Source organism: Mesorhizobium sp. P2_C7 (assembly GCF_056404515.1).
Map to the genome: position 1 here is coordinate 219,773 of NZ_JBFUDW010000007.1, position 20,333 is coordinate 240,105.

At 59.0% G+C, this 20,333-nt stretch carries 23 protein-coding genes and 2 pseudogenes; 9 read left to right on the forward strand and 16 right to left on the reverse strand.

The window, feature by feature from the left end:
• Window position 1: 1 nt before the first annotated feature.
• Window positions 2-280 carry a hypothetical protein gene (locus AC1D2G_RS16825; protein ID WP_477308399.1) on the reverse strand — a complete coding sequence of 93 codons (279 nt, stop codon included), beginning with the start codon at window positions 278-280 and terminating at the stop codon, window positions 2-4.
• 352 nt (window positions 281-632) lie between these two features.
• Between AC1D2G_RS16825 and AC1D2G_RS16830 the strand changes: the two genes are divergently transcribed.
• Window positions 633-824 (forward strand): hypothetical protein, encoded by a 192-nt coding sequence (locus AC1D2G_RS16830; RefSeq protein ID WP_477415420.1) that lies wholly within the window; start codon window positions 633-635, stop codon window positions 822-824.
• A gap of 160 nt (window positions 825-984) precedes the next feature.
• On the opposite strand, the gene AC1D2G_RS16835 is transcribed toward AC1D2G_RS16830, so the two are convergent.
• Both AC1D2G_RS16835 and AC1D2G_RS16840 read right to left on the reverse strand, forming a co-directional pair.
• The gene (locus AC1D2G_RS16835; RefSeq protein ID WP_477415422.1) at window positions 985-1,236 is read right to left on the reverse strand and encodes a DUF1236 domain-containing protein; all 252 of its coding nucleotides are present in this window, start codon (window positions 1,234-1,236) and stop codon (window positions 985-987) included.
• A 24-nt stretch (window positions 1,237-1,260) separates the two neighbouring features.
• Complete coding sequence (locus AC1D2G_RS16840) at window positions 1,261-1,740, reverse strand: hypothetical protein (RefSeq protein ID WP_477415423.1); 480 nt, start codon at window positions 1,738-1,740, stop codon at window positions 1,261-1,263.
• 1,099 nt (window positions 1,741-2,839) lie between these two features.
• Here AC1D2G_RS16840 and AC1D2G_RS16845 point away from each other — a divergent pair.
• On the forward strand, window positions 2,840-3,046 hold the full coding sequence (locus AC1D2G_RS16845) for a hypothetical protein (RefSeq protein WP_477226475.1): 207 nt from the start codon (window positions 2,840-2,842) through the stop codon (window positions 3,044-3,046).
• A 159-nt stretch (window positions 3,047-3,205) separates the two neighbouring features.
• Here AC1D2G_RS16845 and AC1D2G_RS16850 read toward each other — a convergent pair whose 3' ends face one another.
• Entirely contained in the window at window positions 3,206-3,811 is a 606-nt protein-coding gene (locus tag AC1D2G_RS16850; protein WP_477415425.1) for a cysteine hydrolase family protein, read from the reverse strand.
• Between the two features lie 216 nt (window positions 3,812-4,027).
• Here AC1D2G_RS16850 and AC1D2G_RS16855 point away from each other — a divergent pair, with 216 nt between their 5' ends.
• A complete protein-coding gene (locus tag AC1D2G_RS16855) occupies window positions 4,028-4,327 on the forward strand; it encodes a DUF1236 domain-containing protein (protein WP_477226474.1) in 300 nt (99 codons plus the stop codon).
• A gap of 70 nt (window positions 4,328-4,397) precedes the next feature.
• On the opposite strand, the gene AC1D2G_RS16860 is transcribed toward AC1D2G_RS16855, so the two are convergent.
• The 4 genes from AC1D2G_RS16860 to AC1D2G_RS16875 form a co-directional block, all read right to left on the reverse strand.
• Entirely contained in the window at window positions 4,398-4,667 is a 270-nt protein-coding gene (locus tag AC1D2G_RS16860; RefSeq protein ID WP_477226473.1) for a hypothetical protein, read from the reverse strand.
• A gap of 9 nt (window positions 4,668-4,676) precedes the next feature.
• A complete protein-coding gene (locus AC1D2G_RS16865) occupies window positions 4,677-4,919 on the reverse strand; it encodes a hypothetical protein (protein ID WP_477415427.1) in 243 nt (80 codons plus the stop codon).
• A 71-nt stretch (window positions 4,920-4,990) separates the two neighbouring features.
• Window positions 4,991-5,212 carry a DUF768 domain-containing protein gene (locus AC1D2G_RS16870; protein ID WP_477226471.1) on the reverse strand — a complete coding sequence of 74 codons (222 nt, stop codon included), beginning with the start codon at window positions 5,210-5,212 and terminating at the stop codon, window positions 4,991-4,993.
• 174 nt (window positions 5,213-5,386) lie between these two features.
• Window positions 5,387-6,247, reverse strand: a complete 861-nt coding sequence (locus AC1D2G_RS16875) for an ATP-dependent DNA ligase (protein ID WP_477308395.1) — start codon at window positions 6,245-6,247, stop codon at window positions 5,387-5,389.
• Between the two features lie 448 nt (window positions 6,248-6,695).
• On the opposite strand from AC1D2G_RS16875, the gene AC1D2G_RS16880 reads away from it, so the two are divergent.
• Together AC1D2G_RS16880 and AC1D2G_RS16885 are read left to right on the forward strand one after the other, a co-directional pair.
• Complete coding sequence (locus AC1D2G_RS16880; protein WP_477415596.1) at window positions 6,696-6,896, forward strand: helix-turn-helix domain-containing protein; 201 nt, start codon at window positions 6,696-6,698, stop codon at window positions 6,894-6,896.
• A gap of 353 nt (window positions 6,897-7,249) precedes the next feature.
• A complete protein-coding gene (locus AC1D2G_RS16885; protein WP_477226469.1) occupies window positions 7,250-7,654 on the forward strand; it encodes a response regulator in 405 nt (134 codons plus the stop codon).
• On the opposite strand, the gene AC1D2G_RS16890 is transcribed toward AC1D2G_RS16885, so the two are convergent.
• Window positions 7,641-7,961 carry a hypothetical protein gene (locus AC1D2G_RS16890; protein WP_477415429.1) on the reverse strand — a complete coding sequence of 107 codons (321 nt, stop codon included), beginning with the start codon at window positions 7,959-7,961 and terminating at the stop codon, window positions 7,641-7,643. The genes AC1D2G_RS16885 and AC1D2G_RS16890 overlap by 14 nt on opposite strands.
• A gap of 431 nt (window positions 7,962-8,392) precedes the next feature.
• Between AC1D2G_RS16890 and AC1D2G_RS16895 the strand changes: the two genes are divergently transcribed.
• Window positions 8,393-9,046, forward strand: coding sequence for a BA14K family protein (locus AC1D2G_RS16895; protein WP_477415431.1), 654 nt, complete (start codon window positions 8,393-8,395; stop codon window positions 9,044-9,046).
• A gap of 1,208 nt (window positions 9,047-10,254) precedes the next feature.
• On the opposite strand, the pseudogene AC1D2G_RS16900 reads toward AC1D2G_RS16895, so the two are convergent.
• From AC1D2G_RS16900 to AC1D2G_RS16910, 3 genes and pseudogenes are all read right to left on the reverse strand, one after another.
• Window positions 10,255-12,176, reverse strand: a pseudogene (locus AC1D2G_RS16900) (hybrid sensor histidine kinase/response regulator).
• Between the two features lie 164 nt (window positions 12,177-12,340).
• Window positions 12,341-12,556 carry a hypothetical protein gene (locus AC1D2G_RS16905; protein WP_477226468.1) on the reverse strand — a complete coding sequence of 72 codons (216 nt, stop codon included), beginning with the start codon at window positions 12,554-12,556 and terminating at the stop codon, window positions 12,341-12,343.
• Between the two features lie 59 nt (window positions 12,557-12,615).
• Window positions 12,616-12,858 (reverse strand): hypothetical protein, encoded by a 243-nt coding sequence (locus AC1D2G_RS16910; RefSeq protein ID WP_477226467.1) that lies wholly within the window; start codon window positions 12,856-12,858, stop codon window positions 12,616-12,618.
• A 344-nt stretch (window positions 12,859-13,202) separates the two neighbouring features.
• On the opposite strand from AC1D2G_RS16910, the gene AC1D2G_RS16915 reads away from it, so the two are divergent.
• Both AC1D2G_RS16915 and AC1D2G_RS16920 read left to right on the forward strand, forming a co-directional pair.
• The gene (locus AC1D2G_RS16915) at window positions 13,203-13,958 is read left to right on the forward strand and encodes a DUF4142 domain-containing protein (protein ID WP_477415433.1); all 756 of its coding nucleotides are present in this window, start codon (window positions 13,203-13,205) and stop codon (window positions 13,956-13,958) included.
• A 25-nt stretch (window positions 13,959-13,983) separates the two neighbouring features.
• Entirely contained in the window at window positions 13,984-14,586 is a 603-nt protein-coding gene (locus AC1D2G_RS16920) for a hypothetical protein (protein ID WP_477415435.1), read from the forward strand.
• Window positions 14,587-14,683: 97 nt separating this feature from the next.
• On the opposite strand, the gene AC1D2G_RS16925 is transcribed toward AC1D2G_RS16920, so the two are convergent.
• Window positions 14,684-15,835: an extracellular catalytic domain type 1 short-chain-length polyhydroxyalkanoate depolymerase gene (locus tag AC1D2G_RS16925; protein ID WP_477415598.1), complete on the reverse strand. Its 1,152-nt coding sequence runs from the start codon at window positions 15,833-15,835 to the stop codon at window positions 14,684-14,686.
• A 572-nt stretch (window positions 15,836-16,407) separates the two neighbouring features.
• On the opposite strand from AC1D2G_RS16925, the gene AC1D2G_RS16930 reads away from it, so the two are divergent.
• Window positions 16,408-16,572: a hypothetical protein gene (locus tag AC1D2G_RS16930; RefSeq protein WP_477226464.1), complete on the forward strand. Its 165-nt coding sequence runs from the start codon at window positions 16,408-16,410 to the stop codon at window positions 16,570-16,572.
• A 37-nt stretch (window positions 16,573-16,609) separates the two neighbouring features.
• Here the strand turns inward: AC1D2G_RS16930 and AC1D2G_RS16935 are convergent, their stop codons facing one another.
• The 3 genes and pseudogenes from AC1D2G_RS16935 to AC1D2G_RS16945 all read right to left on the reverse strand — a co-directional run bounded on the left by AC1D2G_RS16935 (window position 16,610) and on the right by AC1D2G_RS16945 (window position 19,571).
• Complete coding sequence (locus tag AC1D2G_RS16935) at window positions 16,610-16,999, reverse strand: hypothetical protein (protein ID WP_477415436.1); 390 nt, start codon at window positions 16,997-16,999, stop codon at window positions 16,610-16,612.
• Window positions 17,000-17,096: 97 nt separating this feature from the next.
• Entirely contained in the window at window positions 17,097-19,205 is a 2,109-nt protein-coding gene (katE, locus tag AC1D2G_RS16940) for a catalase (RefSeq protein WP_477226463.1), read from the reverse strand.
• Between the two features lie 151 nt (window positions 19,206-19,356).
• Window positions 19,357-19,571 (reverse strand): annotated as a pseudogene (locus AC1D2G_RS16945) (CsbD family protein).
• Window positions 19,572-20,333 lie beyond the last annotated feature (762 nt).

Below are 20,333 nucleotides of genomic sequence, written 5' to 3' on the forward strand. Positions count from 1 at the left end.
TTCAGCCGCCCATCTTCTTTGCCATAGCGCAGAAATCTGCGTGCGACTTGTTGAGTGTGGTGTCGCCGCAGTCCTTCAACACCGCCTTCTGTTCGTCGGGTTTCATCGCCATCCATGCGGTCTTGAAATCCCCTTCCGTCCTCAAGGTTTTCATGCCGGCATCGGTGAAGAACGGCGACATCTTTGCCGGGTCGTCAAGTGCGGATGTGCTGCCGGCAAGAGCCGAACCAGACATCATTGCAAGCGCCATCGCGCCCATTGTGAGCATCTTGATGTTCATTGTTTCCTCCGTCGTTAGGTCATTCGTCTTGACCTTTCGGAAAAACGTCATCTGCTGAACTCGGTTCCCAGTGCATGCATCTTATGTTCACCGCACGGCGCAACCTCCCGCCGGGGATCGTCCAAAAGGTTGTATTCCGACAACTCTGGCGAGAACGCTATGCTCGCTTCTCGGCGTCGTTTCCCTCAAAGCGCCGCCGGTAGGCTCGGCGGCCTCTGGTTTGTTCAGTGTCAAAGTAGGCGCCGGGCTGGCCCGCACAGGTCGGCCCTTTGCAACAACATTTGATGTTGAAATTCGTCTCGGATGAGCTTTATAAAAATGGACGTTCCCCATTGCTTTCTAGGAGGCTGCGATGGATAGCGTGACGACGAACGGCAAGGTTGGCGCTTGCGTTGAAGTGGTCGAAGCCTGCGGAGAATGGTTCGTCCGCGTGGTCGATGGCGACGAAGAACTTACCCGATCATTCGAGCTGGAATCTTTCGCTCTCGCCTATGCAGAGGGCCAGCGGCTACGCTTAGGGCTTGCCGCATTCAAACGGATCTAGGCAGCTGCGGGTTCGAGCCGGGGGCTTTTTGCCGCGCCGGAATCTGCTTTCATGACGCGGAAAGCCATTCTCCGTTCGCCCAGTTGATTCATCGGTAGATTTTCATGGAAACGCCCGCCACCTGGATGTGGCGGGCGATTGGAGCGTTGGCCATAAGTAGTCAGGTCAGGATAAGCACGATCTTCAACGTGTCTGGATCGACTATGATGATCCGACCGTCGGCCAATACGAAATACTCGTAGCTTTCATAGGCGGGTACGATCTTGACGATCCGCGCGGGCAGACGATGCAGCCGGATCTTGTGCCGGGGAACCTCGACGCCGACCGAGATGTCGAAATCGACATTGGACACCGGCTCGACGCGGGTCTCCTTGATGACCTGGGTGATCTGGGTTTTCTGTTCTACCGTCACATTGCTGATGGAAGCAGTTGACCCCTAATCAGTCTGTGTCGAGGTCTTGCCCTGGGCCTGCTCGTCGGTCTGGGCCTTGGCCTTCCCTTGAGCCTGCTGGTCTGTCTGGATCTTGGTCTTGCCCTGGGCCTGCTGATCGGTGGTCGCGCTTGCCTTGCCCTGGGCTTGCTGGTCCGTCTGGACCTTGGCCTTTCCCTGAGCCTGCTGGTCGGTCTGGATCTTGGTCTTGCCCTGGGCCTGCTGATCGGTCGCACCTGCCTTGCCCTGGGACTGTTCGTCGGTCTTGAGCTTAGGCTTGCCTTGAGCCTGCTCATCCGTCTGGACCTTCGCCTTGCCTTGGGCCTGGTCGCCCATCTTCATCTTCGAGCCCTTTTGACAGTCTGCTGCGCCGGCCGCGCAATTGGCGTCGCCGCCCGACTGAGTTTCAGCCGGCTGTGTCTGAGCAACTGCGACACCGCATCCGATGCTGAGCGCGAGCATGCTGGTAATCAGAATATGCTTCATTGGAGGTCTCCTCGAAAGCATCAGTCCCTTCGCGGGGGTAAACCTCGACGAAAAAACTTAGTTCCAGGCGAAGGCAAAAGCCACAGGCAGAGACTTCTCGGAACAAGCTGAATGGAGTGCAGGCTGACCTTAGAGGACCGCTGCCGACAATAGCAGAACGAGGCCGATCCCCATCATCAGCAGGCCAGGCCAGTTTTGCGACGGGCCAAGGAATCCGAGACCGCGCCGACGCGGCTCAAGTGTCGGACCTGGGGTTGCGAGACTTGGCTTTGGGCGATCAGGCCTAGCAGCAGAAGGCACGGGATCGCTTAGTCGTCCGCGCCATAAGACCGCGCCGGCCATGTACACAATGCCAGCGACAGTAAGCAACGCTCCAACGATGATAACGGCCATTTCGAGAGAACGGTTGAAGATCCCCAGCGGTTCCACCAAAAAGCCAGGCCCAACAGGCGCCGGCCATCTTCGACGCGAGCGCCTTTTTCTTGTCTTTGGTGGCAAGCGCGGTGCGGCAATGCGGTTTCTCGAAAATGCTGACGAGATAGGTCGCGAGAGGCTTGTCAGACATCGCCCGGCGCGCTCACCTCAGCATCCACCAAACGATTGCGGAACACAGCAAAACCACGAGCGCGGCACACGTGATCAATATACCGCTTCGCGTTTGCCACCTTGGCGGCTTAGCCGGCACAAGCCTGAACTGCTGCGCATGCTCCGTAGCGATTTTCAGCAGGGATAAAGCAGTTTCGTGCGGCGTCCACCCCTGCGCTTCCGAGGCCGTCACCAGCGCTGCGAATGCGGCTTCCAAGGCGACTTCACAGTTGGCCTTCCGGTCTGGGCTATCCTTTGGCAGTATAGGCGGTTCGACGGCTCGGGACATGCAGACAAATCGGCTCGCCGATGAAAGGTTCCCGCGTTTAAGGCCTTCACTTTCGAAAGCCGGCTTCCAGTCGCGATTGCGCTTCCTCTGGCGGACCTGATTTTCCGCTTGGCCGGCGCCTTTCAGGCAACCTCCCCTATGGCGTCGGCCTTCTTCCTCCTAGCTTGCCTTCGCGCACAGGTTGCGCGATGCTGCCCTCGGGGAGTAAAGAGATGGGGCAATCCAATGGCAGCCGAGATCAAGAGCGAGAAGCAAGCAATTACCATCGACAAGTGGGAGGTAGCCATGAGTGAAGCAGTCGGAGGCGTCGTTCTACTACTGTTCCCGACCGATGGTGATGTTGTCCCGATCATACTTAGGCCTGCTCAGGCAACAAAATTGGGCCACGATTTACAATCGCCCAAGTTCGTACCGAAGCCGACAGTCCAATGATCTAGCGGCTACTGGCAGCCGCCAATGCGGCTCAAACACGCTCACCACGTAGGCCCTTGCGGGATACCTGTCATCGCCAGGTCTATGCGCTCTAGGCGCGTAACGTGGCCGGTCCGGGTTCGGTGGACCCTCGTGATAGCGCCGCATTCAACTTTGACATCACCAGCCTGAGAGAACCGTCTCCATCTCGACGGTCTCGACCTGCTGCGCGAAGCGCTGGTGATAGACTGTGAGGAGCGCATCATGTGTCGCGTCAGAAGAGCTGCACAGAGCGTCGGTGACGACAACCACCCGATAGCCGAAATCGATCCCGCCGAGTACCGTGGCCAGAACACACACGTCGGTTTCGCCGCCTGTGATGACCAGCGTGTCGACGTTCTGGCCTATCAGATGGGCTCTTAGGGGGCCTTCGAACCAAGGCGAATAGATATGCTTGTCGATCGTCGTTGCCGGCGGACAGTACTCCGCGAGTGTCGGCAACAGTTCGACCATTTCGGGGCCCATGTTTTCGATCGTCATCGAGGCCCAACGTTCATAATAGCGCTTCCATGTTCCGGTGCCTTGCCCGGATTTGCGAGCAGGAAGGAAGCGCGTGAAAACCGTCTGCGGCGCGCGCCTTGCGACAAGCCGCTCTATCTGGGGGAGGACGCGGCTGATCCAGGGTGTCGCCCATGGTGACGGTTCGGCAAACAGGCGCTGCATATCCACACAGATGTGAATACATCGATCGCCTAGTGGGCCATATACTAGTCCATGCATCGACATGCAGATAGAACCTCGGCAGGCTGCGAATGTTCCAATGCTTCGGCGCCGCGCAGGAAGAGAAGCTGCGCCCGCGGCGGTCTGTGTTTTGCGACAAGACTTCGGTCCCATGTCCCGTCCGACCGAAGCCCAACCCTGGAACGTTTGCACTTGTCCAAGGTTCGGGTGACTTGGCGACTGACGATGTGGTCAACGCCTAGTGTCACGAAGGAGGAAATCATGAGAATGCATCTTACGGGCGCCGCTGCGGCGTTGTTGCTCTTCGCTGGTGTCGGCGCGGTCGCTGCTCAGGACGTCGTCATCACGCCTGAGCAGGATACGGTCATCCATGAGTATGTGAAGAAGCAGCCCTTGGCATCCGTGAAGATTCCCGGCGTCGAACTCAATATCGGCACAGCTCTGCCCGACACGGTCGAGCTTCATGAAGTGCCCAACGTCAAATACCGTTATGTCGTTGTCGACAACCGGACGGTTCTTGTGGATCCCGGCACGCGCAAGATTGTCAAAGTCTACAACTGACGAATCTAACTGTTGAAGCCCGTCGCCCAAATTGGCGGCGGGCTTACCCGATCATTCGAGTCAGAGGCGCTTAGTCTAAGCGCCGCTGCCCTGCTGTCCTCGGATGGCTGGTGAACGAGATGTTTCGGTCAGGGCGCCCCGCGTGCCGGCAGGGCTGGCAAAAGAGCACCTTGATCAAGTCCCAATGCAGGCAGCCGTAGTCCGCGCCGAGACGGTCAACCAGCGCCTGGATATCGATGTCCACATGGCGGCGGCATGTCATGCAGTCGACCGAAAGCCCCGACCCGATCTGCAGCTTCTTGCCGAGCGTGTCCTCGACAAACGGATATTTCATGGTCATGGGATTGCGCTACCCATCCTTGGGAGGCCGCACCGGTCCTGTCCCTAACCATTGAATGAAGGGCGCATCCTTGCCGGTGATGTCCTTCACCGTCTTCAATAGCGCTTCGTGGGCACGCTGGAGTGCCCGGTAATGCTCGCTGCTGGGTGATAGCAACGGCTGGACGATGCTTTTATGAAGTCGTTCCGCCGCCGTCAGGAAGCGCTCGATCTCAGCCTCTGAAAGCTGCTTGGAAAGCTTGGTTCTGGCCATAGGCGAACTCCGTTAAAGGGGATCGCCGCAACGGGAGGATTCTATTCCTCATCTGGATTGGCCGGCAAGGCCTATTCGGGCAAGCCCGATTCGTAATGCACAATCGCGTCGAGGATCGTTCGATAGAGGCTGTCGACTTCCTCGTCGATCTCGTCCCGCTTGATCCCGATCGACTTGGCGTCAGCGATCAGCTTGTGGGTGAGTTCGTCGACCGAAATGACATCGGCTTTCGTCGTCTCCGGCACGTTGTTGGCCAGCCATCGATCTAGGAAGTTGATGCCGCGTGTGCTCATTTAAAGATCCACCACCCAGCCAGCGCGCAAATGGCGACCACCAATGTTGCAGCCAAGATCAATATCCCCTTGCGGTTCTGCCACTTCGACGGAGGGCTCGGCACCAGTTTTTCGGGGTTCGATCGGTCGTCCATAGTTGAATGAATTTGCGTGCGGATATTAGGTTCCGCTAACTCATTTTTCCCAAAAGTCCTGAAGCGAGGCGTGACGCAGTTGCTCCTCGCCTTTCAGAAACTTGACGCGGCCCACAAGGCCAGGCTTGAGCCACTCGGCGTTTTTCTTCGCCAAGGCTACCGGCGCTGGAGCGCCCACCTTGCCTTCGACGCGATCCCAAAGCCCCTGGCGCTTGTCGTGCTTGAAGATGACAACGGCCCCGCCGACGTAGCGACCTTGGTCCGCCATCAGCACCATCGCCGGCTTGCCGCTTTCGCGCTGCACCCCGATGATGTCCATCTCCTTTTCGTCGTAGCACTTGATCTTGCGCCAGTTCATCGTCGGCCCGCTGCGATAGACGCTGTCCCTCCGCTTCGAAACCATGCCCTCCAGGCCAGCGTGATCCACAAGCCGATAGACAGCGTCACCTGTGCCCGGCATGGCTTCGCTGAATTGAATGCGGCTGGCGGCCGGGATCATCTCCTGCAGAATGTCGCGGCGGTCCCTCACCGGCATGTCGCGCAGATCGTGGCCGTTGATGTACAGAAGATCGAACGCCACCAGGTAGAGATCCTGTGAAGGCCGGCGCTTGGTGACGGCCGATTGCAGAGCATGGAAATCGGACAGGCCCGCCTCATTTGTCACGATGGTTTCACCATCGAGGATGAAGTTTTCAGCGTCGATCGAGGCCGCTTCCTTGGCAAGGTGTCGGTATCGGGACGTCCAGTCGTAGCCGTTCTTGGTGAACAGGCGGATGCCATCGGCATCCTTGATGATTTGGGTGCGGTAACCATCAACCTTGATTTCATGGATCCAGTCGTCGCCTTCGGGCGGCCAGTCGACCAACTCCGGCTCCATCGGCTTAATGAATTTCAGACGCATGCACTGACCCGCTAGTCGCGCTTCAATTAGCATACGCTAAAATATCTATGGAAACATTTTAGGCAAATTGAATGTTTGAAGGTGATGACAAAGCTATCCGACCTTGGACCGCCCATTCCTGGTAAGCGTCACGCGGGCGACCATTCCGACGAACAGGACAATTTCTATACCTGTCCAATCTGCGGCCAGATGGTCGACATGTGCGATCTGCGATAGGTCATTTGGCACGAACGGCCGAAGCACAAGCCGTTTATCGTGCTCGTTGATTAGACGCGGCGCTTCAGGAAAATTGCCCTTTCCGTTCCATTAGCGGCCAGTGAAATGTTGGTCGGAACCTTCTGCCCGGTCCACTGTTCTGCAAAAAAGTCCGTGGAGTGGAGATGTCACTTTGCGAAACCTGACGGCAGAGCAATCGCGAGCAGCGCGCGCGCTATTAAACTGGTCCTGCGTGAGGCTTGGCGCCAAGTCCAACCTGAGCGAAGACACGATCCGTGAGTTTGAGAACGGCCACAGAATGCCGGGTCCGGGCAACCTCACGCGCATCCGACAGGCATTGGAAGCAGCCGGTGTTGTCTTTACCTCTGGAGAGCCGTCGCTAACCAATCTCTCTGAGGGTGAGGCCGGCGTAATCGGATCTAATGAGATGTAGTCCTCATGGCTAGCCACCGCAACGAGCCGAAAAACTAATCGTTCCAACAGGTCACAGAAAGCCGCAAGTAGACAGCGATCCAGCGCTTTAAACGGAACCCCGCCGACCGGAGCCAGCGGGGCCTTGAAATGCTGTTTTCAAACAGCCTGTCTGTGAGGCAACAGGCTTCTTTGAGAACTTCCTGAGAGTGTCGATGTTCCGCCCGAAAAACAAAAAGCCCAAGGCCTCGAGGTAGCGGGCGATGGGCCCAAAAAGACGCCGCCGAGGCCTTCGTGCATGCTTTCGACAGTTGACCAATTGGAACAAATACCGGCCTCGCGCGTAATCGGTGCGCAAACTGGGGAGATTAACAAATGTATGTCGGGGCGGTTCTGGTCGTTGAGGACGAGCCGCTAATCCTGCTCGATCTCGAATCGGTGTTAGAGGAAGCCGGCTTCGAAGTAGCGTCGGCCCCAGATGCCGCACAGGCTATCGCGGCTTTCGATGCAGCCCCGGACAAGTTTAAGGGCCTCATTACAGACGTCCGCCTAGGGGCCGGCCAGTCCGGTTGGGAGGTAGCCAGGCATTTGCGGCAAGCCAACTCAACCATTCCCGTGATCTACATCAGCGGAGACAGCGCCATTCACTGGGGCGCTGAGGGTGTGCCTAGTAGCGTGATGATCACGAAGCCGTTCGTCCTGGCCCAGATCATCACGGCTCTTTCCACGCTGCTGAACGAGCAGCCGACCATCGACCCAAATAACTCTACATCTCTTTGACGTTGGTCGTATTCGGCTGCTGCCAACAAAAGAGCCCGCCATCGGGAACGATGGCGGGAGCTTGGGTGGCTGCTCGGTGAGGGGAGCCGAGCAGGATCAGAACTTCCACCGTCTGCAACGGGTTCCAGCCTGGCACGCAAAAAAGCCCGCCACCTTTCGGCAGCGGGCCAGCTTTGGCGGAATCACTGGGTACAGTGATCTCGCCGAACGTCGTCGGTGCGAGATTGTTCCAACGGTCAGGAAAAATGCCCGCCCGAAATGGGATACGGGCGGGCAGGGTCTGGAGTGCGCCGGGATCAACCAGCATAGGGTCAACGATCGGCGCAATGGCCGGTTGCCGCTCATTTAGAAAATTTGAATTTTCGGATAGCGGCCTATAATTCGTCAGCCGGCAAAACCCACCCCTCTTTGCCGGTAGGCCCGGCGGTCAGTCCCCGAGCCCCCCGCTATGGCCGCCGGACCACGCGCTACAACGCGGCCTTGAGCGCGCGGTCCTGCCAGCGGATTGTGTTCACCCAGAAGCGGACAGTCAGACTTTCTGTCCATCACCAGGGCCACGCCCGGAGCCGCGAAGGGCATTCCCAGCCACGACATCGACGGCACCGTGCCTCATCGAACGTGACGAGTGTCAACTTGGGTCGTGAGCCGAAATTCAAATTTAGACACTCGGCTCATGCCGCGCCAGCGCACTTCCTGGAACCAGATCCATCGCCCCGCATTCTGTTTGGATGGGTAGGGTTGAAGGAGCGCAGCGTGAAGGCTTTGTTGGGAATCGCCGGAGGTTTCTTGCTGACGCTCGCGGTCTTCGCCAGCGGCCTTGCATTCGCCGCATGGCTTCTCGCGGCCAAGCCCGTGCAGCAAGCATCGCCCAGCACCAGCGTCGCTGATCTGTGGACCAGGGACGCGCGGCCTGTGAAGACGGCGGCACAGTCCTTCGAGCGCATTCCGGCTGAGCAGGCTGAGATACCCGACGCCTCCGCCATGGCGAAAGCGCTACCCGACCCCATCGTGACTTCCGCCGTCCAGCCTTCGACAGGCGAGGTCAAGGCAACAACGGCCGAATTGCCGGCCGCCCATGTCGAATGGTGCGCGAGCCGCTACCGGTCCTACAACCCCGAGGACAACAGCTACAGGTCTTACACAGGGCGGCAACGCCCATGCATATCGCCCTATTCCGCCACAGCGCAGCCGCCCGATGCCGTCAGCTACGTTGAGGCAAACGATGCGTCGATGAATGGATACGTTCCGACGGATGAGTGGGCGACGGCGGAGGGCAGCCCCCAGCTTTCGTCCGACCACATTGACTATTGCTTCAGCCGTTACCGCTCCTTTCGGCCCGAAGACAACACCTACCAGCCCTATTCCGGCGGCCCGCGCAGGCAGTGCCAATAGCGCTGGTCGCTCAATCTCTCCATGAACGCAAAAGGCCCGCCACCTTGGGTAAAAGGTGACGGGCTCCAAAGTCGCCAGCAGAGGGACATTAGCTGGCAGAGAGGTAACTTTCTGCAGAAATATTAGTTGCGTCTAAAATAATAAACTCGCCTTTGGCTAGCCCGCCGGCCGAAGCCAGCGGGCGTGGACGACGTTCTTAGCGTCGGGAGATGAGCAAGCAGAGCTCGCGGAGGTCGCGATCATAGGAGCCAGAGCTGCTCAGCACGTCCGCGCAGCGCTTCTTCATCCGCGCTAGTTGGCTGTCAGGCATGTCGGCGACGACACGTGTCAGCCTTGCCCTGCTGGGATTGGACGCGATGCTCGAGTTCGTCGGATTGGTTGGATTGGTGCCAACGCCGGCACCAACGCCGGTCCCTACCCCTGCACCGACGCTATTGGCCCCTCCTATATTCGCACCGGCACCGGCAGTGACGCCGCCAGTCCCGCCGACATTGGCGCCAGCACCTGCATTGACGCCATTGCTGCCACCGACAGAAGCACCGAGGCCAGCGCTGGCTCCATTGGAACCGCCAACATTTGCGCCGCCGCCAGAGCTAACCCCGCCGCTGCCGCCGACTGAGGCGCCTGTACCAGCGTTGACCCCGCCTCCACCGCCAACTGAGGCGCCAACGCCAGCATTGATACCGCCGCCGCCACCGACTGACGCGCCGGCTCCGACGCCTATGCCCGCAGTATAAGCCGGGAACGACAATGAGATTGCAAGTATGCTGCCAGCCAAGGTCTTGGCCAGACTTCTGTTCAGGGAGTACATGCGATCCTCCTTGGTTGCCTTAAACAGCCGTGAATGACTGTGCAGGAACAACTTGCGAAGGGCACATTAGCGCCATCGCATAAAAACTTACTCGGGAGCATGGCTTTCGAACCATCAATGCAGCTGTCTCAATTTGATTCGAACCTTCGGCAATAAAAAAGGCCCGCCGCCTTTCGGCAGCGGGCCGGGGTCTGGCATAGGCCTCGCCCCGCCCGGGGCGGACAAACTCGGCCAGCCAGCCTGTGACCGCGCTTTCGGAAAAAGCCCGCCACACCATTCGGCGGGTGGGCAAGAGGCAGCAAATGGGAGGTGATCGGGGTCACCTTTGCCGCGTATCAGAACGCCGGGCGGCAGGCATAGTTCCATATGGCTGGCGCCCTACTCTCAAGGCAATGCGTCACCTTCGAAGCGCGAGATCCATGGCCTTCTCCAAGTCGTCGTCGAAAAACGGTTTGGCCAGGCGGGTTGCGGTCGTCTGTGTCCCGGAAGGAAGCTCGGCATAACCCGTCGCGAGAATTACAGGCAGGTGCGGGCGCTCGGCTCTAACCAGATCAATCAGTTCGACGCCGGTCATGCCTGGCATAGCATGATCCGTGATGAGCAAGTCCAGCTTCGGCTCCCCCCTGAGTACTTCCAGCGCACGTACCCCTGAACTTGCTTGGGAAACGGAATGTCCAAGATCCTCCAGCATCGCGACGGTGTTCATCAGCACCAGAGCATCGTCGTCGACAGCCAGGATTGTAAGTGGTTGCCGGTTCGTGCCGGGCATCTGCGGAGCAGGCGTGTCATCTGCAGGCCGCGACGACATCGCCGCCGGGAGCCAAATTTCCACCTTGGTGCCGGCACCGGGTCGACTGTCAATCATAAGCCGGCCTCCGGACTGTTCGGAATAACCTTGCGCCATCGCGAGGCCTAGGCCGGTCCCTTTACCTACGCCTTTCGTCGTGAAGAACGGTTCGGTCGCACGGGAAAGTGTCGCGGCATCCATCCCTTGCCCTTCGTCTTTCACGGAAAAGCGGACGTAGCGACCGGCTTTAGCTTGTGATCGTTGAAGACGTCCAGTTCTTCAGCGTGAGCGCTTATAACAAGCGATCCTCCAGAGGGCATGGCGTCGCGCGCGTTGACCGCGAGATTTAGAAGCACGGACTCCAATTGGTTGGGGTCAGTGACGACATTAGGCAGTGACAACGGAAATTGGGTTAGGATTGCGATCGTCGGACCAATTGCCCTTTCAAGCATATCCGTCATCCCACGCACGAGATCGGGAATCGAGACCGTTTGTTGATCGAGATCCTGGCGGCGAGCGAACGCCAGCATCCGCTGGGTGAGCGTTGCTCCTCTAGCAGCGGCTTGCGACGCGTTATCCAAAAGCGAGAGAAGCCTGGAATCATCCGAGACGCGTCTACGTATCATGGAGAGGCTGCTCTGGATCACCATCAGAAGATTGTTGAAGTCGTGCGCTACGCCTCCGGTAAGCTGGCCAATGGCTTCCAATTTCTGGACCTGAAAGAGCTGTTCTCGTGTTTGCTCCAGCTCCCTTAGCGCCTTGCTGCGCTCCGTCACGTCGCGGGTGATCTTCGCAAAACCGATCAGTTCCCCGCCCTCATTTCGAATTGCATCGATGATGACATGGGCCAAAAATGTGCTGCCGTCTTTGCGCACACGCCAAGCTTCGCGCTCGAAACGCCCCTCCTTGGCAGCAGTTGCAAGACTCTCTTCCGGAGCGCCGGCCTTTCGATCGGCCTCGGGATAAAAGCGCGAGAAATGCTCGCCAAGAATTTCGTGCGCCTTATAGCCTTTGATCCGCTCGGCGCCCAGGTTCCAGCTGCTCACAAAACCCTTCGGATCCAACATGTAAATGGCGTAGTCAGCGACGCTCTGGACCAAAATCCGGAACTGTTCTTCGCTGCTCCTCAGCGCTTGTTCAGCGCTTTTCCTTTCCGTTAGGTCTCGCGTGATCTTTGCAAACCCGACGACTTCGCCATCTGTGCCGCGGACGGGATCGATAACAACATGCGTCCAGAACTCGGTGCCGTCCTTGCGGACGCGCCAGCCCTCGGCTTCGAACCGACCTTCCGTTGCAGCCGTCTTCAGCGCCATTTCGGGCAAACCCGCAGCTCGGTCGGCCGGCTTGTAGAATGTGGAAAAATGCTGGCCAATGATTTCGTCAGCGGTGTAGCCCTTGGACTTCTCTGCGCCTGGGTTCCAGCTGATGACTGTCCCGTTCACGTCGAGAAGATACACCGCGTAGTCGGTAATCGATTCAACAAGCACACGAAACCGATCCTCGACCGGCAGAGACGAGGCCGTCCGTACGATGGGGGACTTTTGCAAAAGGTGCTGCTCCAAACGTCAACTAGCTGAAACGCTATGAAGCGCTTCCGGTTCCGACATCAAGGATCAACGAAATGGCGCTTGAACGAAGCGCTGTATCCGCAGCGGCACCGGTGCCAGCCATCATTTCGCGACTTGCTGGCTACCGCTCAGTCGACCTCGATAATCTTTCGTCCTGGTGTCTTGACGGCGCCTCGACGGCGTTTGGCCGGAGCCGTCTTTTCGACAGACGCTTCCACGGAAAGGCGCTGCTCTCGCAGTCGCGCCGTCTTGGCATCTCTCGCTAGGCGCTCAGCCTCGATCGTCAGTTTCGATTCGCGATCAGCGCGCTCAATCCGTTCCTTGTCGACGCGTCGTTGGGTCATGAAAGCCTCCACCGCCAGAGACCATGAATTCCTAGCCGGCAAAAATGTTCCTAAATCCATCAGCTGGTCGACTGACGCGGCTCGCTCACGCCAGTTTCGTCAACTTCCGCTTCCATCTGGTCGCCGACCAACCTGGCCTTGTCCGCGCCGATGATGGGTTCACCATCAAATCCCTGCAGCCATGCATCGGCGTATTCGTCCCAGACCTCGGGCACCACGCGCTCCTTGCCGTCCTTTCGAGCCTGCACGCCGTACATCCAAGCGTAGGTGATGCGCTCCTGGTCCTTCTTAGCCAGGGCCATTTTCGTCTACCTCCACTCCTCTCCTCGCGAACCCGAAATGCCCGCCTCGGTTTGTTTTGCCCCACCCCGAGACGGGCTGTGGAAGCTGTAGAGGCAACTTCCATGCCTTGGCCACGGGAGCAAACCAAGGCACAGTCAAAACTTCACTCCAATGAGAATGTTCCTCGGCGAATATTAGCAATCTTTTGACAGCCAAACCGACCGGTCCAGAGCGCGGTCGCCACTCTCCGAGCCATAAACAGGGTGCGCCGATCAATGCCAGTTTATCGCTGACCGTCCGGAACAAAGCCGACTGGCGCAGGTTAGGCCCTTAGCACATGTGTGCACAAACAAGGACCTATCCCATGAAAACCCGCCTACTTTTGGCCTCACTGGCCACAGCTACAGCTATGTCTTTCGCCCTGCCCGCCCTTGCTGCCGACAGCGCGCAAGACTTTGTCGACAAGGCCGCGGCAGGCGGAATGTTCGAAGTGGATTCCAGCAAGGTTGCCGAAACCAAAGCACAGGACCAGAGCGTCAAGGACTTCGCGCACAAGATGATTGACGATCATGGTGCGGCCAACGCCAAGCTCGAGACAATCGCCGGCGAGCAGAAGCTAACAGTCCCGAAGGAACTGGACGCCAAGCACAAGGGCGATGTCGATACTCTGCAAAATGGCAAGGATCCGATCGACACACCCTACGTCCAAATGCAGCGCGATGCGCATTCCGATGCGGTCAAGCTGTTCGAGAGCTACGCCAAGGATGGCGACAACGCTCAGCTGAAGACCTTCGCCCAGGAGACAATCCCGACACTGAAGATGCATCAGGAAATGATCGAAAAGATCGCGTCCAAGATCGATGACAAATCGGCGGCCACCTCCTCGACGACCCCGGCCGTAGCCACCACCGACACCGCGAACCCCTCCGCTCCCGTTCCTGGTGCGAACAGCTTCACCGAGGATCAGGCCAAGGATCGCATTCAGGACGCCGGCTTCTCCGATGTGTCCAAGCTGGCCAAGGATGATCAGGGCATCTGGCGCGGCCAGGCGAACAAGGGCGGCAAGACCACGGCAGTAGCGCTCGACTACCAGGGCAACGTCGTTGCCGGCACCAACTAACCAAACAGAAATCAGGAGATCCAAAATGAAAACCGTGACCGGACTATTCGACAATTATGACGACGCTTCCGATGCCGTTGGCGAACTGGAAGCGACGGGCATTCCGCATTCCAACATCAGCATCATCGCCAACAATGCGGACAACCGGCGCGACCATGACGAATCCAAGGCTGCGGACGATGCAGCGGGCGGCGCCGGACTTGGTGCCGTTGTCGGCGGCGCTGGCGGACTGCTGACCGGGCTTGGCCTCATGGCCATCCCGGGCGTTGGTCCGGTGGTGGCCGCCGGATGGTTGGCTGCCACTGCAGTCGGTGCGGTTGGGGGCGCCGTCGTCGGCGGCGCTGCCGGCGGCATCGTCGGAGCCCTCACTGATTCCGGCGTCGCAGAGGACGATGCCCACGTCTATGCAGAGGGTGTGCGTCGTGGCGGCACGTTGGTCACCGCCAAGGTAGACGACCCGCTGGTGGCAAACGCCGAAAGGATTCTGGGGCAGACCAAGTCCGTGAACCTGGAAGAGCGTCGTGGAGAATATCGGGCCGGCGGATGGACAGGTTTCGACGCCGATGCCGAGAACTACGCCTCGAATGAAATTGGGCGAGACGGCGCTCGTCGCGTCAATCGCATCTAACCGCGCGAAACTTCCCGGCCGGAACTTCGACCTTTCGGCCGGGAAACCTTCTTGGCATCAAGCCTTGTCGGTCTTACCCAGCCAAAGAGCTTTTGAGCTAACGCATCAAACCGGCTGCGCGCAGAGCGTCCTCAATCACCTTGGTAATGCCTGTGGCCGAACCGCCGCGAGCATCAGGCTGAGGCGCCTTTGCGGCATCGGCGCGTACTGCTCGCGGATTTTCCGCAGGTGCATAAGTCCTCACTGCTTTGCCCGCCGATCTTCCCGGCGCTTCCCCAGATCTGGCTTCAGTTCGGCTTGTAAGACCCCAGAAATCCGCAATATGGCGTGTTGATGAAATGCCGACGTTCAGCATGAATGGGGCGGCAACGCCCAAGCCATCATCACCGAGCGTCTGCAGTGGCGTGCCATGGCCCATGCCGGCAATCGTGTATTTCTCGATCAACTCCTTGCCGTCCGCGCCGCACCACACCTGACGTATCTGTCGATCGACCGTTTCTTTTCGGGTGGGGCTGGCGCCCACGCCGTGAACCGCTTGCCATTGGGCGAGAATGGAATCCGCGTTCGACGCGACCACGGTGGTGTCGGCCGCGCCCTGCCAGATTGAAATCTTCGGCCAAATCCCTTTGTGGGGCGAAGCTTCCGCAAGGCGCCTTTGAAGTTCAGCCTTCGAAGGGCCCCCATGGCCACGCATACGATCGAAGGCTTCCGGGATCGTCGACGCGCTGCCGTAGGCGAGCCCTGCTATGATTGCGCCGCCAGCGAACACTTCCGGATATGTTGCCAACATTGCCGCCGCCATGGCGCCGCCGGCGGAAAGACCCGTGATAAAAATGCGCCGGTCGTCGAGGCCATGCTTTGTCACCATGGCTTGGATCATCTGGCGGATGGAGAGCACTTCTCCACGGTCGCGCCTGATATCTTCGGGCACGAACCAGTTGAAGCAAAGATTGGGGTTGTTGCCGCGCTGCTGCTCCGGAAACAGCACTGCAAAACCCTGGTCGGTCGCCAGCTTCGACCATCCAGATCCATGATCGTACCCATCCGCCGTCTGCGTGCAGCCATGCAGGACGACAACTAACGCCGCTCCCCGCGGGAGATTCTCAGGTGCGTAGAAGCGCCCACGCAAGGCACCGGGATTGGATCCGAAACCGGCTATGTCGGACAAGCGGTCGTCGCGGTGCGCGGACAAACCCGGCCGGCCACGCATAGCGGTCAGGCGAGTGATTGTATCTGAGAGGTTTCGCAAATCGAGATCCTTAGCCGCCAGGGTGACGAAAACCGCGCACGATAATGCACAGGCAACAACATCGTTGCTGCACTGCACAATAGCAAGCTTACGTGAGGTCATAGTCCAGCCGGCTCATGAGCGGCTCCGGTCGGCCAAATCGACTTTGTACGGAACCCCGAGCCCTCGCGTTGGAGCCCAATTGGACGGCATTCGGCTTATTCGAAGGAACCAAAGTCGCGGGAAGAGCTTCAATCATTGAGCGCCCCGACAGCGCGCATCGGACATGCAGGAGGAACGAATGGGGTTTTTCGGCAAGGTGTTCTCGGGCCTAACCGGCAGGAGAGCCGATGACAAAAAGACCACAGGGGACATGCGCAAGGCGACAGGCGCCGGGCCAGCCATAGCGGCGCACTCCAAGGACGCAAGAACCTCCGCTGCCACCGGGCAAAACCAGCAAGCCGCGCGGAAGAAGGCGCAGAAGTAACGACGGAAATGGCTTGATGCCATGCACGGGCACCTGCCTTGCGCAGTGGCAGAGGGGAACCGACCTGCGAGTTTGTTGTTGTCCTTCACACACCGGAGACAGCACCATGCCGAAGGACCAGACCAAATCCCAGGATTCCGACCGCGAGGCGATGCACCTCGCCGAGACGACCGACGTGTCGCCGAAGCAGGCGAAGGATCTTTTGCGCGAGCATGGCGGCGACAAGAAAAAAGCCACCGAAAAGGCCAAGAATTTCAAGGCTGAGGGATAGCGGTGCAAGCGGCGCACAAAGGCAAGTTGACACTTGGTCAGGCCAAACGGTCTTTTGCCGCATTGGCCGCCCAAACGGGCATCCCGGTTGAGTATGGCGCAGAGTGAGGCGCTATGCCAAGGCCGATGAAGAAGCCGGTTCCGAGAGCACCCGGTTTCTGCTTGGCCAGGGCCTGCAACTGGTCGCGAATGAGATCGAGCCCGCCCGACGGCAGCAAACAGCCCAGATAGGCGACATGATCCGCGACTGTGACAGGATCCACGACGAAACCATAGATCGAAATGAGGGCCGCCAGCGCCGGAAAGCGATTAACCCTTCGGAGGCGAATGCCCCCGAGGGGATGGTAGCGCTTGCTCAGTTCCTTATTGGATGCACTCGGAAAGAGCCAGCCACTGGACTGCACCCCTGTGGCAGGCTCGTCAGGCATTACCGGCCCCGACCGAGCAACGCGTCAGCGCGGCGCCACCAACTGAACTTGTCTATCTCGTCGTTCTCCTGAGATGGCCCGATGTTGCTAGCGGAATTTAACCCAACTTCACCTTCGGCTCGCGCGCCCACCAGCGCAACTCTCCAAGCCTTGCAACAAAGCCCGAAATATCCTTGGCCGATCCAAGGGAGATAACCGCCTCATCTTCGACAACTCCGACCTTAGACAACAGCGGAGCTGCCGCCTCGACGAAGCCGATGAACTTGCAATGCGCGAACGCATCCGCGACGAAGTCGCGGGCGGTCGATTCCTTCATCAGGTCGTCCATCGCAGGCTTTGCCGGCAACAGCGCGATGGCGTCGTAGAGAACCGATGGCGCGCCCGATATCATCTGGTGCGCATCGATCCAGCTGCCGTCGCTGGCCTTGGCCCCGCCGACCTTCGGCGCGATGATCTCGAAGCTTGCGCCAGCCTTGGTCAACGCCTGCTGCATGCCCTTCAGCAGGCCGGCGTCTGTCCCGTCGGTCACCAGGATGCCGAGCTTGCGACCTTCAAAACGACCAGGTCCGTTCTTGAGGATGCTAAGCGAATCCAAAGCTGCGAGATCCCGGCGCGTTGCCACTGCCGCATCGGCAGGCTTCGGCATAGCCTTCAGACCGAGCGCGTCCGCCACCTTGCCGGCCAGCCCATCGTCGATGTTCAGAAGGTGGGAAACGATGCGCTCGCGAATGACCGGGGTTTGCACCTTGCTCAGCTCAAACGTGAGCGCCGAGGCGATGTGCGCCTGCTCTACGGGGTGCTGACTGATGTAGAACTGGCGTGCCTGGCTGTAGTGATCGGCAAAGGTTTCAGACCGCAACCGGGCCTTTGGGCCAGCTTCGACTTCGTCAAAGGACCGGGCACCCCTAGCGGGCGATTCACGTGGTCCTTCGTCCCATGAATTCGGCTGGTAGTTGGCACGCCCGACCGGGTTGCGCATCGCCATGTGTCCATCCTGTTGAAAGTGATGGAAGGGACATTTGGGTGCGTTGATCGGAAGGTGGGTGAAGTTGGTGCTGCCCAGCCGTTTGATCTGCGTGTCGAGGTAGGAGAAATTTCGGCCCTGCAGCAGCGGGTCGTTCGAAAAGTCTACGCCGGGCGGCACGTTCTGCGTCATGAACGCGACCTGCTCGGTCTCGGCAAAGAAATTGTCGGGCATACGATCGAGCACAAGACGGCCAACCGCGATCGGCGGCAGCACCTCCTCGGGGATGAGTTTGGTGGGATCGAGGATATCGAAGTCGAAGCTGTCGGCGAGCGCCTGATCAAACAGCTGCAGTTGCAGTTCCCATTCGGGGAAGTTGCCGGCGTGGATGGCGTCCCACAGGTCGCGGCGATGGAAGTCGGGATCCGCGCCGTTGATCTTGACCGCTTCATTCCAGGCGACGGACTGGAGACCGAGCTTCGGCTTCCAGAGGAACTTGACGAAGGTCGATTCATCGTTGGCGTTGAGCAGCCGGAACGTGTGAACACCAAAACCTTCCATGAAGCGCAGGGAACGCGGGATCGCCCTGTCTGACATCGCCCACATGATCATGTGCATGCTTTCCGGAGTGAGCGAGATGAAGTCCCAGAAATTGTCATGCGCTGTCTGCGCCTGCGGGAAGTCGCTGTTGGGCTCTGCCTTGGCGGCGTGGATCAAGTCGGGAAATTTGATCGCATCCTGGATGAAGAACACCGGCATGTTGTTGCCGACGATGTCCCAGTTGCCTTCTTGCGTATAGAGTTTGACGGCGAAGCCACGCACATCCCGGGCAAGGTCGGCAGAACCCTTGTTGCCGGCAACGGTGGAGAAGCGGACGAAAGCCGGTGTCTTTTCGCCGGCGCGCTGGAAGATGTCGGCACGCGTGTATTTCGCCAGCGATTCATAGGTTTCGAAATAGCCGTGCACACCATAGCCACGGGCATGGACGACGCGTTCGGGGATCCGCTCGTGATCGAAATGGAAGATTTTTTCGCGGAAGTGAAAATCTTCGAGCACGGTCGGTCCACGTGGGCCGATCCTGAGCGAGTTCTGGTCGTCCGCAACCGGCCCGCCCTGGGCCGTTGTCAGCACCGGTGTCGAGCCGGATGCGACCTGATGCAGTTCTCCGCCAACGCCACGCGCCAGTTTCTGATCATGAATTGTCGCAGCCGTCCCGGCCGATTTGGATGTTTGCTTCGCCATGCTGGAAATCCCTTGAGGTGAACGCGCAAGCTGCACTGCTTGCTCAATGTCCCGAATGGATTTGCGTTCCTTCTCGATTCCAGATCCTTAAACGACGAAGGCCGCCCGGTTTTGCCGGCGGCCTTTCATTGCCCTCAAAGGGCGAATGCGGTCAGAAGTTCTTGTTGATCGCGGCTGCCGTCTTTTTTGTCGCATCCTTGACGGCGGACTTCGCCTCGCTACGCCTTCTGAACCTTGCCGTTGGCTTCCCGCGCGGCGGCCTTCAGCCCACAGATGGTCATTGCCGACGGCCTTGCCGACGCCTTCCTTGGCTTTGCCTACTGCCTGATTGGCGCGACCCGAAGCCTAGTCGCTGGTGCTTCCCATGGAATTTTCCTCTTCCCGCCTGGCTTCTTGGCGGTACGACGACGTTTGAAACCGGAGAAGGCTGCTCGGCAGATAGGCGCTGCTCTCGCAGCCGCGCCGTCTTGGCCTCTCTCGCCAGACGCTCAGCCTCAATCGTCAGTTTCGATTCGCGATCAGCACGCTCAATCCGTTCCTTGTCGACGCGTCGATGGGTCACGAAAGCCTCCTTGGCCGACCGACCTGAATTCTCGTCCGGCTGAAATGTTCCTTCACCGGATCGAGACGGTAAGCCCGGCGGCGACCCTACGGTTTACGGGCAGTCAGAATGTGTGCTTCCCGCAATAGCGACGCCCAGCTGTGCACACCCAAGAATGCGATTAGCTCGCGGGCTTGCGTTTCCGTGATGCCAGTTTCATAGGCGACGCGCGACAGGATCGTCCGGCTTGCTGGGCGCTTTGCCCTGTTCGTCAGTCATCATCGTGTCCCTTGACGACCCAACGACAGGGCAGAGGCAATGGTTCCTTCGCCGGAATGACTCGCTAATCCTATCCGGAAGCGTACACTTCCTTTGGCGCTCGATATTGCAAGGCAATGGGCGCTTGGAAGAGTCGATCACGCTTTCGCCCTACTCGGTAAGGGATTGCGGATATGAGGACTCTCTGGGGCATTGCCGACCCCGAACAATTGACTGCACTCGCTAAGCTCTTAGAGGAATACGCCCAGGACATGGGTATCTCCGGCGATCAAGAAGCACGCGACCGTTTGGCCGAGCGTATCCTCGCA

Coding starts and splice junctions, on each gene's coding strand:
- AC1D2G_RS16840 (WP_477415423.1), bottom strand. CDS start 1,740: ATGAAGCATATTCTGATTACCAGCATGCTCGCGCTCAGCATCGGATGC.
- AC1D2G_RS16825 (WP_477308399.1), bottom strand. CDS start 280: ATGAACATCAAGATGCTCACAATGGGCGCGATGGCGCTTGCAATGATG.
- AC1D2G_RS16935 (WP_477415436.1), bottom strand. CDS start 16,999: ATGCCTGACGAGCCTGCCACAGGGGTGCAGTCCAGTGGCTGGCTCTTT.
- AC1D2G_RS16875 (WP_477308395.1), bottom strand. CDS start 6,247: ATGCGTCTGAAATTCATTAAGCCGATGGAGCCGGAGTTGGTCGACTGG.
- AC1D2G_RS16850 (WP_477415425.1), bottom strand. CDS start 3,811: ATGTCGATGCATGGACTAGTATATGGCCCACTAGGCGATCGATGTATT.
- AC1D2G_RS16845 (WP_477226475.1), top strand. CDS start 2,840: ATGGCAGCCGAGATCAAGAGCGAGAAGCAAGCAATTACCATCGACAAG.
- AC1D2G_RS16855 (WP_477226474.1), top strand. CDS start 4,028: ATGAGAATGCATCTTACGGGCGCCGCTGCGGCGTTGTTGCTCTTCGCT.
- AC1D2G_RS16865 (WP_477415427.1), bottom strand. CDS start 4,919: ATGGCCAGAACCAAGCTTTCCAAGCAGCTTTCAGAGGCTGAGATCGAG.
- AC1D2G_RS16860 (WP_477226473.1), bottom strand. CDS start 4,667: ATGACCATGAAATATCCGTTTGTCGAGGACACGCTCGGCAAGAAGCTG.
- AC1D2G_RS16910 (WP_477226467.1), bottom strand. CDS start 12,858: ATGGCCCTGGCTAAGAAGGACCAGGAGCGCATCACCTACGCTTGGATG.
- AC1D2G_RS16930 (WP_477226464.1), top strand. CDS start 16,408: ATGCCGAAGGACCAGACCAAATCCCAGGATTCCGACCGCGAGGCGATG.
- AC1D2G_RS16890 (WP_477415429.1), bottom strand. CDS start 7,961: ATGCTGGTTGATCCCGGCGCACTCCAGACCCTGCCCGCCCGTATCCCA.
- AC1D2G_RS16870 (WP_477226471.1), bottom strand. CDS start 5,212: ATGAGCACACGCGGCATCAACTTCCTAGATCGATGGCTGGCCAACAAC.
- AC1D2G_RS16830 (WP_477415420.1), top strand. CDS start 633: ATGGATAGCGTGACGACGAACGGCAAGGTTGGCGCTTGCGTTGAAGTG.
- katE (WP_477226463.1), bottom strand. CDS start 19,205: ATGGCGAAGCAAACATCCAAATCGGCCGGGACGGCTGCGACAATTCAT.
- AC1D2G_RS16920 (WP_477415435.1), top strand. CDS start 13,984: ATGAAAACCGTGACCGGACTATTCGACAATTATGACGACGCTTCCGAT.
- AC1D2G_RS16905 (WP_477226468.1), bottom strand. CDS start 12,556: ATGACCCAACGACGCGTCGACAAGGAACGGATTGAGCGCGCTGATCGC.
- AC1D2G_RS16915 (WP_477415433.1), top strand. CDS start 13,203: ATGAAAACCCGCCTACTTTTGGCCTCACTGGCCACAGCTACAGCTATG.
- AC1D2G_RS16885 (WP_477226469.1), top strand. CDS start 7,250: ATGTATGTCGGGGCGGTTCTGGTCGTTGAGGACGAGCCGCTAATCCTG.